Annotated in this window: 12 protein-coding genes; 6 read left to right on the forward strand and 6 right to left on the reverse strand. The window is 58.0% G+C overall.

Going from position 1 to position 14,917, the window contains the following annotated elements:
• Window positions 1-12: 12 nt before the first annotated feature.
• From ENN40_07895 to ENN40_07910, 4 genes are all read right to left on the reverse strand, one after another.
• Window positions 13-372: a toxin-antitoxin system HicB family antitoxin gene (locus ENN40_07895; protein ID HDP95266.1), complete on the reverse strand. Its 360-nt coding sequence runs from the start codon at window positions 370-372 to the stop codon at window positions 13-15.
• Complete coding sequence (locus ENN40_07900; GenBank protein HDP95267.1) at window positions 369-563, reverse strand: type II toxin-antitoxin system HicA family toxin; 195 nt, start codon at window positions 561-563, stop codon at window positions 369-371. Before ENN40_07900 ends, ENN40_07895 begins: the two co-directional genes overlap by 4 nt.
• A 143-nt stretch (window positions 564-706) precedes the next feature.
• Window positions 707-5,590 carry an ATP-grasp domain-containing protein gene (locus tag ENN40_07905; protein ID HDP95268.1) on the reverse strand — a complete coding sequence of 1,628 codons (4,884 nt, stop codon included), beginning with the start codon at window positions 5,588-5,590 and terminating at the stop codon, window positions 707-709.
• A 198-nt stretch (window positions 5,591-5,788) separates the two neighbouring features.
• Entirely contained in the window at window positions 5,789-6,958 is a 1,170-nt protein-coding gene (locus tag ENN40_07910; GenBank protein HDP95269.1) for a pyridoxal phosphate-dependent aminotransferase, read from the reverse strand.
• Window positions 6,959-7,104: 146 nt separating this feature from the next.
• Here ENN40_07910 and ENN40_07915 point away from each other — a divergent pair, with 146 nt between their 5' ends.
• On the forward strand, window positions 7,105-7,608 hold the full coding sequence (locus tag ENN40_07915; GenBank protein ID HDP95270.1) for a hypothetical protein: 504 nt from the start codon (window positions 7,105-7,107) through the stop codon (window positions 7,606-7,608).
• A gap of 68 nt (window positions 7,609-7,676) precedes the next feature.
• Here the strand turns inward: ENN40_07915 and ENN40_07920 are convergent, their stop codons facing one another.
• Both ENN40_07920 and ENN40_07925 read right to left on the reverse strand, forming a co-directional pair.
• A complete protein-coding gene (locus tag ENN40_07920; GenBank protein ID HDP95271.1) occupies window positions 7,677-8,111 on the reverse strand; it encodes a VanZ family protein in 435 nt (144 codons plus the stop codon).
• A 357-nt stretch (window positions 8,112-8,468) separates the two neighbouring features.
• Window positions 8,469-8,846 (reverse strand): hypothetical protein, encoded by a 378-nt coding sequence (locus ENN40_07925; GenBank protein HDP95272.1) that lies wholly within the window; start codon window positions 8,844-8,846, stop codon window positions 8,469-8,471.
• A 174-nt stretch (window positions 8,847-9,020) separates the two neighbouring features.
• On the opposite strand from ENN40_07925, the gene ENN40_07930 reads away from it, so the two are divergent.
• The 5 genes from ENN40_07930 to ENN40_07950 are packed head-to-tail and all read left to right on the forward strand — an operon-like array spanning window position 9,021 to window position 14,891.
• On the forward strand, window positions 9,021-10,397 hold the full coding sequence (locus ENN40_07930; GenBank protein HDP95273.1) for a nucleotide sugar dehydrogenase: 1,377 nt from the start codon (window positions 9,021-9,023) through the stop codon (window positions 10,395-10,397).
• A 16-nt stretch (window positions 10,398-10,413) separates the two neighbouring features.
• On the forward strand, window positions 10,414-12,240 hold the full coding sequence (gene glmS, locus ENN40_07935) for a glutamine--fructose-6-phosphate transaminase (isomerizing) (GenBank protein HDP95274.1): 1,827 nt from the start codon (window positions 10,414-10,416) through the stop codon (window positions 12,238-12,240).
• 13 nt (window positions 12,241-12,253) lie between these two features.
• Complete coding sequence (gene rfbA / locus ENN40_07940) at window positions 12,254-13,141, forward strand: glucose-1-phosphate thymidylyltransferase (GenBank protein ID HDP95275.1); 888 nt, start codon at window positions 12,254-12,256, stop codon at window positions 13,139-13,141.
• The gene (gene rfbB, locus ENN40_07945; protein HDP95276.1) at window positions 13,138-14,238 is read left to right on the forward strand and encodes a dTDP-glucose 4,6-dehydratase; all 1,101 of its coding nucleotides are present in this window, start codon (window positions 13,138-13,140) and stop codon (window positions 14,236-14,238) included. Before rfbA ends, rfbB begins: the two co-directional genes overlap by 4 nt.
• 8 nt (window positions 14,239-14,246) lie before the next feature.
• Complete coding sequence (locus ENN40_07950) at window positions 14,247-14,891, forward strand: hypothetical protein (GenBank protein HDP95277.1); 645 nt, start codon at window positions 14,247-14,249, stop codon at window positions 14,889-14,891.
• Window positions 14,892-14,917: the final 26 nt, after the last annotated feature.

A 14,917-nucleotide genomic window follows, 5' to 3' on the forward strand; every position in this document is an offset into this window, starting at 1 on the left:
GGGTGGGGGGGGTTATGGTTGTTTGTTCTTTTCGGGGAGGGATTGGGCTTCGAACAGGAGACGCAGGCAATGGGCGTTGAGGCTTTCGCCGTGACGCAGGGCGTCGATGGCCAGCTCCTTGTGTAAATCCTTGCCGACTCTCAGAACGAACTTGCCGGAGTACTCTTTGCCCGCGGTTTCGGCGGGTAGCGGCTCGCCGTCCCGCTCGTATATCTTTATCCACTCATCTACCACCCGGCAGAGTTCCCGGTACACCTCGGCTTCATCATCTCCATGAACACCACCGAGCATCAACCCGGGACACGTGCCGATGTAGCAACGATCTTCTTCCGACCACTCGATAATTTTGAGATATCTGTCACTCTTTTTCATTCCGTCACCTCTTGAATGGCTCTGCCGACATCGCGCTCCTGGTACTTCTTCGCGTCTTGCGAAGGGTTTCCGCTGAGAGTTATCTTCGTGCCTTTCGGGTGTGTGAAGTTGCGGTGACTTCTCTTGCCGCCGCGATCAACGAATCCCGCTTTTTTCAAGTCACGAATCAACTCTCTGATTTTTCTTGGCACAACAATATAGTACTATAATGGTACTGCGTTTGTCGATGGCGGGGAGATTGGATATGAAGATTCCCTTAAGCAGCGGCAGTTTGTTTGCAAGATTGAGAAGACGGTGTATCGCGGTGTTGTTTTTTGCGGGACATTTCCATGGATCATTCCGTCATTGGGCGGATGATGAAGAGCAGGTCACCGGCGTTGACCGGCTGTCCGGAGGTCATGTTGATGCGCTCCACACGGAAACGCGTATCGGGTGAATAGCGTGTGGATGTTTCGGTGTTGAACCCGGCCAGGGTGACCTGGGTGAACTGTTTCATGGCCTCCAGCAGACACAGGGGGTGGTTCACGTCCACGACATCTCCGACCTGCACGAATTCCGGTTCATTGGGAGAGGGGGTCAGGTAAAAAACCCCGGTGGAAGGGCTGAGTACTTTCAGGTTCAAAGAATCCGGTATCCGCAGTGACACGTCTCCACCTGCGGCCACGCCCGCGGCCGTTTCGGTTTCCCGGATCAATTCCACCGTGTCCAGACGGCGGGTGAATTGCTCCAGGAAGTTCGTGGAGAAATCACCTTTTCGGAAATCCGCGTCGGCCAGGATGCGCCGCAACAGGGGAATGTTGGTGGGAATTCCCTGGATATCCACCCCGGCCAACCACTTCAGCATGCGATTTACGGCTTGTTCACGGTTCCGGCCGTGCGCGATGGCCTGGATAATGAGGCTGTCGTAATAAGGCGAGATCGTACGACCTTCTGCGGCTATGGTGATGATTCGGATTCCGCGTTGTTCCGGCAGACGACAGCTTGTGATGGTTCCCGGGGTGGAGACAAAACTCATGCGGCCTTTTGCGTCCATTACCGGCTTTTCCGCGTTGATGCGGACCTCCAGAGCGTGCCCCTCATTTTTTACTCTCACGTTTTTCAACCGCTTCCCCTCGGCGATGCGGAACTGGGCGTCCACGATATCAATGCCGCTGACAACTTCGGTGACCGGGTGTTCCACCTGGAGGCGGGTATTCATCTCCATGAAATAAACGGCCGGTCCGTCCAGGTCGAGAATGAACTCCACCGTGCCCGCACCCACATAGTTGATGGCGTCGCAGAGCCTGGCGGCGGCATCCCGCACGCTCCGCTCCAGTTCGACGGGCAGCAGGGTGGAGGCGGATTCTTCAACCAGTTTCTGGTTGTTGCGCTGCACCGAACAATCCCTGATGCCCGGAATCACCAGGTTACCATGGCAATCACGCAGGACCTGGACTTCTATGTGGCGCAGGCGGGTGATGAACTTCTCCAGGTAGATGTCGCCGTTGCCGAAGGCGTTATGTGCTTCGGTTGAGATCTGCATGAATGCCTGGTGGATGGCGTCAGCGTCCCGAACCACTCGGATGCCTTTACCGCCACCCCCGTGAACGGCTTTGAGCAGGACCGGGTAGCCGGTTTCCGCAGCGACCCTGGCTGCATGCGCGGAATCCGCGAGAATCCCGTGGCTGCCCGGCACAACCGGCACCCCGTGCCTTTGCGCCGTCTGAATTGCGTTTGATTTGTTGCCCATGGCTTCCATGCTCTCTACCGGCGGGCCGATGAAATTGAGCCCGTGTTTCAGGCAGAGCCGGGCGAAATCAGCGTTTTCCGACAGGAATCCGATGCCCGGGTGCAGGGCGTCCGCCTCTTCCATGCGGGCCACACGCAAAACGCTGAGGGCGTTGAGATAACTTTCTCCGGGTGTATTTCCCCCGATACAGACAAGGCGGTCCGACTCCTTGAGCATGGCCGCGGGCAGGGAATCCATGTCCGGATCGGACTGGATCAGAACCACCTGATGATCCCGGCGGTGGGCCTGTTCAATCAGCCGCGCGGCCGTACAACCCCGGGCGTGCAGCAGGACCCTCTGGATGGGGCGGTATACCGGCCGCAGCGGCGCCGGCGGATCCGTCGCGCCGGACTGCGCGTGGGGATGCGTATCACGGAGAATAAGGGACATCACTTCTTCCACGCTTGTATGCGGTATGGGGATATCGGGGTCGATTTCCCGCAGGCGGTCGTCCAGTTGCGGCGCGAAGGCATGGGCCACCAGTCCGGACATGAATCCGGGAACAGTGGAAAGGTAGTTTGACAGGGTTGAACGGGCGGGCAGGTGGGCCGGTACCACGATTTGTCCGGCAAAAGGCATGTTGGTTCCGGAAAAATACCAGGAGTGCACCAGGGGATGGGTAACAAAACTGGCCTGGGCGCCCCCGGTACAATCACCGAAACCGAACATGATGACCGGGAGGTCATGGTCGCGGACAAAACGGGTGATCAAGGCATTGACAACAGCCATGGGGAAGAGGCCTCCGGCGCCTTCCTTGGTCTGCATGCCCCCGGAACTCACGAATCCGATCAACGGGAGCCGGCGCCGGGCGCAATGGGTCAGCAGCCGGCACAGCTTTTCCGTTGCGGCCATGTCAAAGGCGCCGGCCTGGAATTCCGGGTTGGATACCAGTACACCCACCCGGCAGTCCAGGTCCGGCCTGGAAAACCGCGCCAATCCGGTTACCGCGCCGCAGGGGGTGATTCCACTGTTCAGCGCCTTTTCTATGGACGCCCGGAAGCCCGGGAATCTCCGCGGGTCGGCGGTCATGACATTGGCGTCCATTTCCTGGAAATCCGTGAAGAATCGGTCAATCACCTGGCAGGCCGGGATTCGACCCTGTTGCTTGAGTTCCGCCAGGACTTCATGGATCAGTAAATCCTGGTAGGCCACGGACAAACGGTTCCAGAAATCCTTTTTGCGCCCGATGCGCGCGGGATTGATGCGGCCGATATAGGCGTCGGGATGGGTTTCCGCCCGGAAATACTGTGGAAGCAGGCGGCAGAAGATGTCCGTGATGACCACAAAAAGGGTTTCCGATATGCGGGGATAGGCACCGCTTTTCCATTCCTCAAGGGGGGCGAGCAATTGGTGGCGGCGGGGATAAGCCGACAGGCGTCGCAGCCAGGCCAGGATGCGGGCTCGTACTCCCCCGGTCTCTTCCATGGCCGCGAAAAGGTCTGGATCACTGGTCTTGAGTCCGGCCCCGGCCTGTGCAATGGCATTCTCCAACAATTCGGCTACGGTGTTTTGTGGCAGGCTCCAGGTCCGGTGAGCCGCTTTTGCCATCCGCGGCAATTGAACCACGAATTGGTCGTAAACCAGGTCGAACACCAGCAGATCCCGGATTTCCCGAATGAATCCCGGCCGCAGACCGGGGTCCAGCATAACGTCAAGCACGGTGGCCTCTGCCGGGGAGTAAGTTCCCGGGCGGTCCGGCGCAGGACGCAAAAGTGTGGGAAAGGCCTCTTCCAGCAAGCGGCGGTTGCGTTCATGAGGAAACTTCTGGGAATCCTTGTCTCCAGCCATGGGTGGCGCATCCAAATCCGGGTCCGCCAGGATGCGGTTCAACTCAGCCGTTAATGTGCGGCGCAGTTGTTCCCCGGCCCCGGGATCGTCTATGGTCAGGCTGAAAACCTGCCGTGCCTCGAAAGAAATTCGTTGCTTGATTGCTTTCGCGACCGGATCTGTTCCGGAAAGGATGATGGCGGCCAGCCCGGCCGGGTCCGCGAGGGCGTCTTTAGTGAAAAGTCGGCACGTGCGTTGCGGTGATTTCAAGGCATCGAGCAGAAAGCGGAAGTTTGCGGGGGCGTCGGTTTTCCAGCGGTTCAACACAAAGAACCCCAGCAGAAGTTGGAGGTGATCCCGTGACCATTCCAGGTTGGAGTGCGCATCCCCCAGCAGCAAGGTATGCAGCCGTCCCCGCTGGCGGTGCACGTTATCGAACCAATAGTGAAAACTTTTCAGGGCCCGGAGCATGCGATCGTCGTAAGCCACGCGGTCGGGGTCTTGCAGCCAGGCCTGGAAGATGGCCTGCTGCTGCCGCTGAAGCCGCAGGTTCATGTCGACCCCCGGAGGTGATGGAGCGAGTGCCAGGCGTCCGTATTGTTCTTTTGTGGTGGACCGGACCCGGGATCTCAGGTTCAGGTAACGCTGGTAGCGGCATGCGGCTCCGAATACGTTCAAGTGCTCGGTCGGACCCGGAGCGGTATGAAACACGCCGTGTTCCTTCAAAAACCGCAATCGCAACGAGGGATCGATAAAACGATATACACTGCGTCGGTAGTGACTGTGGATTTCAGGGGTACGGCTCACGAAATCGAGATTTTCGGTCTCGATGCATTTTATGGCAGTTGTGAGAGCTGATCTCAGGTTCTCCAGTTTGGTTTGATCCTCCCCGGGTACAAAATCAATGATGCCGTCGATGATAGCCTGAGAAAAGAGTTCCATGGCGGAAACACCCACGAAGCGTGCACATTCCTGCCATGAAAGATTAAGTTTGCGCGCAATACTGGCCAGCCCGGACGGATGGATGGTATTAAACACCCCGTCGCGCACGCTGAGCAAAAGGTTGGCTGCGGCCAGGGGAATGGCCCCGCCCGAGTACCCGTTCCCCAGGATAACCGCCACAGTGGGAACGTCGATGTTCACCATTTCCGCGATGAGGCGTGAAATCTGGTGGGCCTGGTTGCCGCGGTTGGCGATTTCACCGGCATCCGCCCCGGGCGTGTCGATGAAGGTGATGATGGGAATGCCCAGGTTGGCGAATTCCCGCGCATGCCATGCCGCGGCTTCGTGGTGTTCCGGCATCCACACCCCGTTGGCAATGGTCCTTTCCTGGGCGATGATGCCGATGCGTCGCCGCCGTGCGCTGAAATCCATTTCCATTTCCACTATGGCCAACGGCCCCATGAGTACTTTGCGCAAAATGGTTCCACCCAGGCGGTGGATCACCGCCATTGAGCCGGGCCGTGATGGCTCCCCGGCCGGTTGCACCGTGCGGGCGATGTAGTCGTTCAGGTCCAGCTTTTCCAACTCTTTCAAGCGGGTTTCAATCACGCTGGGAGAAAGCAAGCCGCGTACCCGCCGGTGGAGTGCGCGGTGCTCCGAGGGAGGGAACAGGGCGAAATCGCGGCACATCTGCTCGACCTTCAGGTACATGCGGTCGTATTCGGGCTGGTCTGGATTCATGATTGCCTCCCGGGATCGGCGTGAAAAGACCCGTTTTCGTCTGGTCGCCACGGAATCAAAATGTTTGTTCTTGAATCCGGCGATGGGGTTGGTACCGAAATTGAATTATCAGTTAAATTCGGTGGAATGTCAAGTAAGTGATGTGCCTTTCCCCGCTCAACCCCTTGAAATGCGCGTGATTCTGATCATGATGATGTGTCAGGATACAGGTATCCCGGCAATCCGTTCCAGGGCTCTAGCCAGGATTGCCCGCGGACAGGCCAGATTCATGCGTTGGAAACCCTCGCCTCCGGGACCAAAAAGGGGGCCTTCGTCCAGCCATACGCGGGCCTTTTCGCGCAGACGTTTGCTTAACGTTTCATCTTCCAGGCCGGCCGCATGGCAGTCGATCCAGGCCAAGTAGGTGCCTTCCAGGGGCATGGGGTTGGCCCAGGGGATTTTTTCGCGACAGATTCCCGCCAGGTACGTGTGGTTGGCCTTGATGTATGCCAGCAGTTTATCCAGCCATTTGCGGCCGTGGCGATAAGCGGCTTCGGCGGCTACGATACCGAAAGGATTGCTTAATCCAAGGCCTACGGTTTTCATGGCGGTGTTGAATCGGGCGTGCAACCCTGGATCGGGAATGATGGTAGAGGAAACCTGCAGTCCCGCCAGGTTGAAGGTCTTGGAGGGGGAGGTGCAGGTGATGATGCGTTCCCTCAGATCCGGGGCGACCGTCTCCAGGGGGAGGTGAATGTGCCCAGGCATGGCCAGGTCGGCGTGGATCTCGTCACTCACAATCAGGATGTCGTGACGGCGGCAGAGCGCCGCCAGTTCTTCCAATTCCTTTCGGGTCCACACCCGGGCTACGGGGTTGTGTGGGCTGCACAGGATCAGCATGCTTGCACCGGCGCCAATTTTATTTTCCAGGTCCTCCAGGTCCATACGCCAGGTATCGTGCACCCGCACCAGCTGATTGGCGGCGATTTCGCGCTGATTGTTTTCCACGGCCCACATGAATGGGTAATACACCGGGGGCTGAATGATGATTTTTTCCCCGGGCCGGGTAAAGGTTTGAATCGCGAGGTTGATGGCGGGAACAACTCCGGGGGTGACAATGATCGATTCCTCTTTTATTTCCCAGTTGTGAACGGAGCCGAACCATTTTCGGGTGGCTTGAAAAAAGGATTCCGGGTGGCCGGTATAGCCGTACACACCGTGGGCGGCCCGGGACTTCACCGCCTCGACTACTTCCGGCGGAGCCGGAAAGTCCATATCTGCAACCCACATGGGAAGAATATCGGGAATGCCGGTGTTTTCCGCGCGAAAATCCCATTTTAACGATGCGGTGCCGGTACGGTCGACAATTTGATCAAAATTAAATTCCATTTTTAGCACCTCTGCTGACGAAGCGGCATTTTACCCGAATCCGCCGCGGCTGGCAATCGGCTGCCGCTCACGGAAATCGCTAATGGCAATATGAATGAGAAAACGACGCGAATGAATGTTATATTTAATACCGGGAGGTCATGCCGATGGGAAGGGATCGCTTAAGCGCGTTTCTTATGATGCTTCTAATGCTGGCGGTATCGTTTGCCGGTGCGGCTGTGTACAAGGATCACGATTTGGACGGGGTTTCGTTTCGAGCGTTGATCCGGCTGCAGGAAAGCGAGACGGAGTACCGCTGCACCGTGGTGTTTCGCGAAAGAGCCGCCAACATCATATTGGACGTGAACCAAATGTTGCCCATGGTGCCCCGCAACGATCGTTTCATGACCCTCTACCTGTTGGAGGAAGAGATCCCGGATACGCAAAAAATCGCCGCCAAGCTGGTTACGGTTCCTCCGGAAGATATGGATGAGCCGCCGCCACCGGAAGAGTGGCCCGCCCGCTCGATGTGGTGGATCCACCTGCTGGAGCCGCCTCCGGATCAGGCAGTGAAAAGTGAAAAGTCGGGTTCTGTTACGTTTCGTGTGGGTAAGCACATTGCTGATTGGCGAGAGGTTGTGGGGATGATTACCCAGAGGGTACTCTTATGAAGCATTTCCCTTTTTCAAATTTGAATAAACTCCAGACCCACCAAACCCACACAAAATGGAAGAGAACCTTACTTTTTTACTTTCAACTTTTCACTGTTGTCAAGCGTCCTCTTGTCTCTTGAAGCCTGCCCCCTTCTTTCCAACTTTCCCCAGAGCATGATTCCGGCCAGGGCGCCGGCAGAATCCACCAGAAAATCATTGAGGGCACAAACCCGGCCGGGCACAAACGCCTGGTGAAACTCGTCCCCCAAGGCCAACAAGAGGAGCAACAGCAACACCAGGAGCATACCGATTCGGTTGCGAGGGCAGATGGCCCGGGCCAGCAAGAACCCCAACACCAGGAACTCCAGGAAATGGGGAATAATGTCGGGAATGCCCTTGGGCAGGCCGGCCGGTGTCTGCGCGGATAACCAGAAAATAAGGGCATACACCGCAATCGGAGGAAACCAGCGGAAAAACAATGGGACCGCGTTTCGTGAAAAAAGGTTATTCAATAAACCCATACGAAATTAGAAGAAATTCAAAATTAGACATTTCCGAGCCCTGATCCATGCCCGCGCCCCTTTTTCGTGGGCGACCGGCCGGTCGCCCCTACGCCTGCATTTCGATTGAAATCAGTTCCTACCCCCTGTCTCCTGAGACCTGTCACCTTCTTTTCAACTTTTTAACTCTTCAACTTTTATTGAATAATCACACAAAATACATGACCCAGCTGAACACAATGACCCCGCCCACCATGTAGATAAAAAGCTTCAGGCTGTAACGACAGACCTGGCGCAAGGATTCATATTTCAGGAAACCCAGCATCACGGAAACGATAATGGCGTACACGACCATGGACAACAGGTGGCTGCGAAAGATCATTCGCCTTTCTCCTCTTTCAAGACCAGGCGGGATGCGTGCAGGGCCGCCAGGTAATTGATCAACCCCGCGGTTACCAGGTAGGTGGTGCCGTAATGGTGGGTTATTGAGCGCACATCACCGGAATCCAGGCCCAGAAGACGAATCAGGAAAAAGAATACGCCGCTGCCCAGGTCTCCCAGCAAACCCAGGATCATGAGGGGGTGGTAGGTGTTGTCCACAGTATAGAATTTTCCCTGCATGAAGACACCCAGAGCCAGCAACAGGACCGTGCCGCCCAGAAAAACGCCGCCGCGCAGCCAGCGCTTCTGCAGGAAATGACCGGCACCGGGAAAAAACCAGGCAACGATAAAGGTAAACAGGGATCTGGTGTTCATGATGGCGCCATTATACACGATCCGCCAGGGCGCGGCAAGCCGCGCCGGGTGTCAACGCCGGGTTGACATCCCCGTCTCTCCCTCTTATAATTTCCCTCTCCGCAAGGGGAGAGTTTTGTCTGTCCGGCTTTGATGGTGGCTGGACACGTGTAAGGAAAGGCTAAAGAGGTAATGATGAGTCACCAGAAACGTATCCTTTGCATTGGGGCCGGATATGTCGGCGGCCCCACCATGGCGGTCATGGCAATGAAATGTCCCGAATACCGTTTTGATGTGGTCGACATCAACCCCGATCGCATTGCCCGCTGGAACTCCGACCAATTGCCCATCTTCGAGCCCGGCCTCGACGAGGTGGTGCGTGGGGCCCGGGGACGCAACCTCTTCTTCTCAACCGATATCGCCGATGGCATCCGCGCCGCGGACATTATATTCGTTTCCGTCAACACCCCCACCAAGACCTTCGGCGAAGGCGCGGGCATGGCCTCGGACCTGCAGTACTGGGAACGCACGGCCCATGAAATCGTCGAGCACGCCGAAGGTGACAAGATCATCGTAGAAAAGAGTACCCTGCCGGTCCGCACCGCCGAAGCCATGGAACGCATCCTTAAGGCCAATACCCGGGGACGCCGTTTCGAGGTGGTGTCCAATCCGGAGTTCCTTTCTGAAGGCACGGCGGTACGTGACCTGCTTGAGGGGGATCGGGTACTTATCGGCGCCCACGAAAGCGACAGCGGCCGCGCCGCGGCGGAATCCGTGGCGGACATTTACCGCCACTGGATGGCGGAAGACCGCATAATCATGACCAGCGTATGGTCATCTGAACTATCCAAACTGGTTGCCAACGCTTTCCTGGCCCAACGCATTTCTTCCATTAACGCCGTATCCGCCCTGTGCGAAAAAACCGATGCCGACGTGGGCGAGATCGCCCGGGCCGTGGGCAGCGATTCCCGCATTGGGTCGCGGTTCCTGAATGCCAGCGTGGGGTTCGGCGGTTCATGCTTTAAAAAGGACATCCTCAACCTGGTCTACATTGCTCGTTCCTACCACCTGCACGAAGTGGCGGATTACTGGGAGATGGTGGTGCGCTTGAACGAATTCCAGATGCACCGCTTCGTGCAACGCATGGTACGCGAAATGTTCAACACCGTGGCGGGCAAAAGGATCGCCCTGTTCGGATTTGCCTTTAAAGCCGACACCGGCGATACCCGGGAATCCCCCGCCATTACCGTGGCTCGCCTGCTCCTGGATGAACGGGCGAAATTGATCGTCAGCGACCCCCAGGCCCTTGAGAACGCCCGCATGGACCTGGCGGACGCAGGGGAGGGCGTCACCTATACCCCCGACCCCTATACCGCTGCCGAGGGCGCCGACGCCGTGGCTGTACTCACCGAGTGGCGCCAATATCGGGATCTGGATTTTGAACGCATCTTCCGTTCCATGCGCCAGCCCGCGTTCCTGTTTGATGGGCGCAATATCCTCGACCACCACGCGCTTCGAAAAATCGGCTTCCAGGTCTATCCCCTGGGCAGCCGCGCGTTGAATTCATTCTGAACCGCAGGAGGCAGATATGTGCGGAATCATCAGTTACGTGGGGCGCCAACCAGCCCTGCCCATCCTCATGGAAGGCCTGAAACGCATGGAATACCGCGGCTATGACTCTGCCGGTTTTGCCGTTGTGGAAGACGGACGCACTCTGACCGTGCGTTCCGTGGGCAAAGTGGCGCGCCTGGAAGAGAAAAAGGTGGGTTTGAAAACCCGGGCCACTTTCGGCATTGCCCATACCCGCTGGGCCACCCACGGTAGGCCTTCAGAAGAGAACTGTCACCCCCAATCCGCCTGCAACGGCAAGATTTCAGTGGTGCATAACGGTATCATTGAAAATTACGTGGAGATCCGCAACGAGTTGATTCAAAAAGGTCATGTATTCCACTCCGAAACCGACACCGAGGTGATTGCCCACTTGATTGAAGAGTATTTTGAAGGCGATCTGGAAACCGCGGTGCTGAAATCCCTGAACTTCCTGGTGGGAACTTTCGGCATCGCCGTGATCCACGCTGACGTGGACCACAAGGTCATCGTGGCCCGCCGCGGCAGCCCGATCCTGATCGGCGTGGGAGAAGACGAGTACTTCGCCGCCTCGGATTCCAACGCCCTCAGTCCTTACACCAACCGCATGATCTACCTGGAAGACGACGAGATCGCCATCTTGAACTCCGACGGCTACGTCATCAAGAACGCCCGCAACGAGATCCTGGAAAAAAGCATTGAAATCCTCGATGAAGAACACTTTACCATTGACCGCAAGGGATTTCCCCACTTCATGCTCAAAGAGATTTTCGAGCAACCCGAATCGGTTGAAAACGCGTTTCGCGGCCGCCTGATTGAAAACGAGGGGGTGTCCAAACTCGGGGGCCTGGAGCCGGTGATTGGACGGCTGAAAACCATTGACAAGATCGTTATCGTTTCCTGCGGTACCAGTTATTATGCCGGCATGGTGGGCCGCTACATCTTCGAGAACCTGACCCGTCTGAACGTGGAGACGGCCCTGGCTTCAGAGTTCCGCTACCGCCGCCAGCGCCTGAATGAAAGTGTCGCGGTAGTGGCCATCTCCCAGTCGGGTGAAACCGCCGACACCATGGCCGCCGTCAAAGAGGCCCAGCGCAAGGGCGCGCTGCCGCTGGGAATCGTCAACGTGGTGGGATCCTCTATCTCTCAGCTTACCGAAGCGGGAGTGTACAACTACGCCGGCCCGGAGATCGGCGTGGCCTCGACCAAGATATACACGTCCCAGTTGGTGATCCTTACCTTGATGGCCCTGCTCATCGGCCGCTACCAGGACCTCTCTTTTAACGAGGGATTTGAGATCATCTGCGCGCTCAAGCGCCTGCCGGACCAGATTCGTGCTATTCTGAAAGATGCAGACGCCATCCAGGAGATCGCCCTCAAATACGCGGATTATCGCGATTTCCTGTTTATCGGGCGCATGTTGAATTACCCCACCGCCATGGAGGGTGCCCTCAAGCTCAAAGAGATCTCCTACATCCATGCCGAGGGCTACCCCGCCGGCGAGATGAAACACGGCCCCATCTCCCTGATCGACGAAAACTTCCCCACCGTGGCCATTGCACCGATGGATTCAGTGTATGAAAAGATGATCAGCAACATCCAGGAAATCAAGGCGCGCAACGGCCGCATTCTGGCGGTGACCAACTCAGCCGCGGGCAAAGTAAACAGCATTGCCGACGACGTGATCGTGGTGCCCCGCACCATTGAACTGCTGCAACCAATTCTCAACATCATTCCCCTGCAACTCTTTGCCTACTACATCGCCCGTCACAAGGGTTGCGACATCGATAAGCCGCGCAACCTGGCCAAGTCGGTGACGGTGGAATAACTTTGGAGGTCTCATGAAAGGCATTATCCTGGCCGGGGGACACGGCACCCGCCTTTTTCCTCTCACGCGCCCCCTGTGCAAACAATTGCTGCCGGTCTACGACAAGCCCATGATCTACTACCCCCTCAGCGTGCTCATGCTGGCGGGAATCCGCGAGATCCTGATCATTTCCACCCCCAGGGACCTGCCCGCTTTTAAGGAGTTGTTGAAAGACGGGAGCAGCCTGGGGATGCGTATCGAGTATGCCGCCCAAAATGAGCCCAGGGGTATCGCCGATGCCTTCCTGGTGGGAGAAACCTTCCTGGCCGGCGGGCCGGCCGCTTTGATTCTGGGAGACAACCTCTTTTTCGGCCAGGGCATGGTCAAGCATTTGGAATCCGCGGTCAACCTGGAAAAAGGCGCGGTCATATTCGGCTATGCCGTGCGGGATCCGCATCGCTACGGCGTGGTCACCCTGGACAAAAACGGCAAGGCAACCTCGATCGAGGAGAAACCCGCCAAGCCGCGTTCCCGCTGGGCCGTGACCGGTTTGTATTTTTACGATGAACGCGTAGTGGAATACGCCGCCGCCCTCACCCCATCGAATCGGGGGGAACTGGAGATCACGGACCTGAACCGTTGCTACCTGGAGGCCGGCAATCTGCGGGTGCAGTGCCTGGGTCGGGGTTTCGCCTGGCTGGATACCGGTACCCATGAATCGCTCCACGATGCCGCATCCTTTATCCGTACCATCCAGGAACGCCAGTCATTCAAGATCGCCTGCATTGAAGAGATTGCTTTCCGCAAAGGTTGGATCGACCCCGCCGGCCTGAAGGCCCTGGCCACACCGCTGCAACAGAATGAATACGGCCGCTATCTGCTGGACCTGGCCGGCGGCGGTGACGGTACGGGGTTGTCATGAAACCGGCCCTGGAATCGATCCTGGTCACCGGCGGGTGCGGTTTTATCGGCAGCAACTTCATCCGCTTCCTGTTTAACCGCAAGGACTTCGGCGGCCGGGTGGTCAACCTGGACCGACTGACCTATGCCGGTAACCCCGAGAACCTGGAAGACCTCTCCGCGGATGAACGCTATACTTTCGTCCACGGCGACGTGGCCGACGCGGAACTGGTCGCCCGGGTGATGGCTGATTACGAGGTGGATACGGTGATGCATTTTGCCGCCGAATCCCACGTGGACCGCTCCATCCACTCACCAGCGGAGTTTGTGCGCACCAACATCGAAGGCACCTTCCGCCTGCTGGAGGCGGCGCGAAACTGGTGGAAAGACCGCCGCGACGTCCGTTTCCATCAGGTGAGTACGGACGAAGTGTTCGGTTCCCTGGGTGCTGAAGGGCGTTTTTGCGAAGAGAGCCCCTACGACCCGCGCAGTCCCTACTCTGCTTCCAAGGCCGCGGCCGACCACCTGGTACGGGCCTACCACCATACCTATGGTTTGCCCGTAACCCTGTCCAATTGCTCCAATAACTTCGGGCCCTATCAGTTTCCCGAAAAACTCATCCCCCTGATGATCCTCAACCTCACCCGCCGCCATCCCCTGCCCATTTACGGCGACGGCGGCAATATCCGCGACTGGCTGTATGTAGAGGACCACTGCGAGGCGTTGTGGCGCATCCTCATCGCGGCGGAAATCGGCACCACCTGGAATATCGGCGGAGACGCGGAATTTTCCAACCTGGACCTGGTCCAAAAACTATGTGACCTTTTCGACACCCTGCGGCCCCTGGACCCCGGGTCCCGTGATACCAGCGGCCGGCCCCTGTCCAGCCACCGGGACCTGATCACTTTCGTCAAGGACCGGCCGGGCCATGACCGCCGCTACGCCATTGACAGCCGCCGCATCCAACAGGAACTGGGCTGGCGCCCCCGGGTCGATTTCTTTCAGGGACTGGAACGCACCGTGACCTGGTACGCCGAACACGCGGCCTGGGTGGAACGCATCCGCAGCGGCGTCTACCGCGAGTGGCTGCAACGGCACTACGGCGAAAACGGCGATTAGCCACGCCCATGCCCATATCTCTTCCCACCCTGGTCAACACCGAACCGGAACGAATGCTGCTGGGCGTGAACGCCTTTGAACTGCCTCTCCCGCCCCGGGAAGTGGACGAGGCATACGTGACGGCGGTTTGCGAACAGGTACGAAACGCGTCATCCCCTCCGCTGGGGTTTGACTTCAGCCGCCGCCTGTACCGCAACTTCGGCGTGGACCCCACCCGCTATCGTCCATCTTCGGAATCTTTGTGGCGCCGCATCCGCAAAGGCCTCGCCTTCCCCCGCCTCCACCCGGCCGTGGACGCCACAAACCTCCTTTCACTCCAGCTCCAGGTTCCGTTCGGCCTCTACGATGCCGAACGCATCCGCGGCGGCATTACGGCCGCGGCCGGGGCGGAAAACAGCGGTTACGAAGGCATCGGACGCGGATGGATTGACCTGGCGGGCAAACCCATGCTGCGGGATGAGAACGGCCCCTTCGGCAACCCCTCCGCTGACTCGGCCCGCACCCGCGTCACCACCGGCACCCGCATACTGATCCACGTGATTTTCTTTCATCCCGAAGACCCCCGGGCCGAAGAGAATACCCACTGGGCCCTGCATGAGTTCGCCAACCTCACCGGGGCCATGCCGCGGGACTGTACCCCGGCCCCGGCTTGACACCACCCCGACTGGAAGCTAGAATG

This window comes from Candidatus Aminicenantes bacterium (assembly GCA_011049425.1).
In the GTDB taxonomy this organism is placed as follows: Bacteria; Acidobacteriota; Aminicenantia; order UBA2199; family UBA2199; genus UBA876.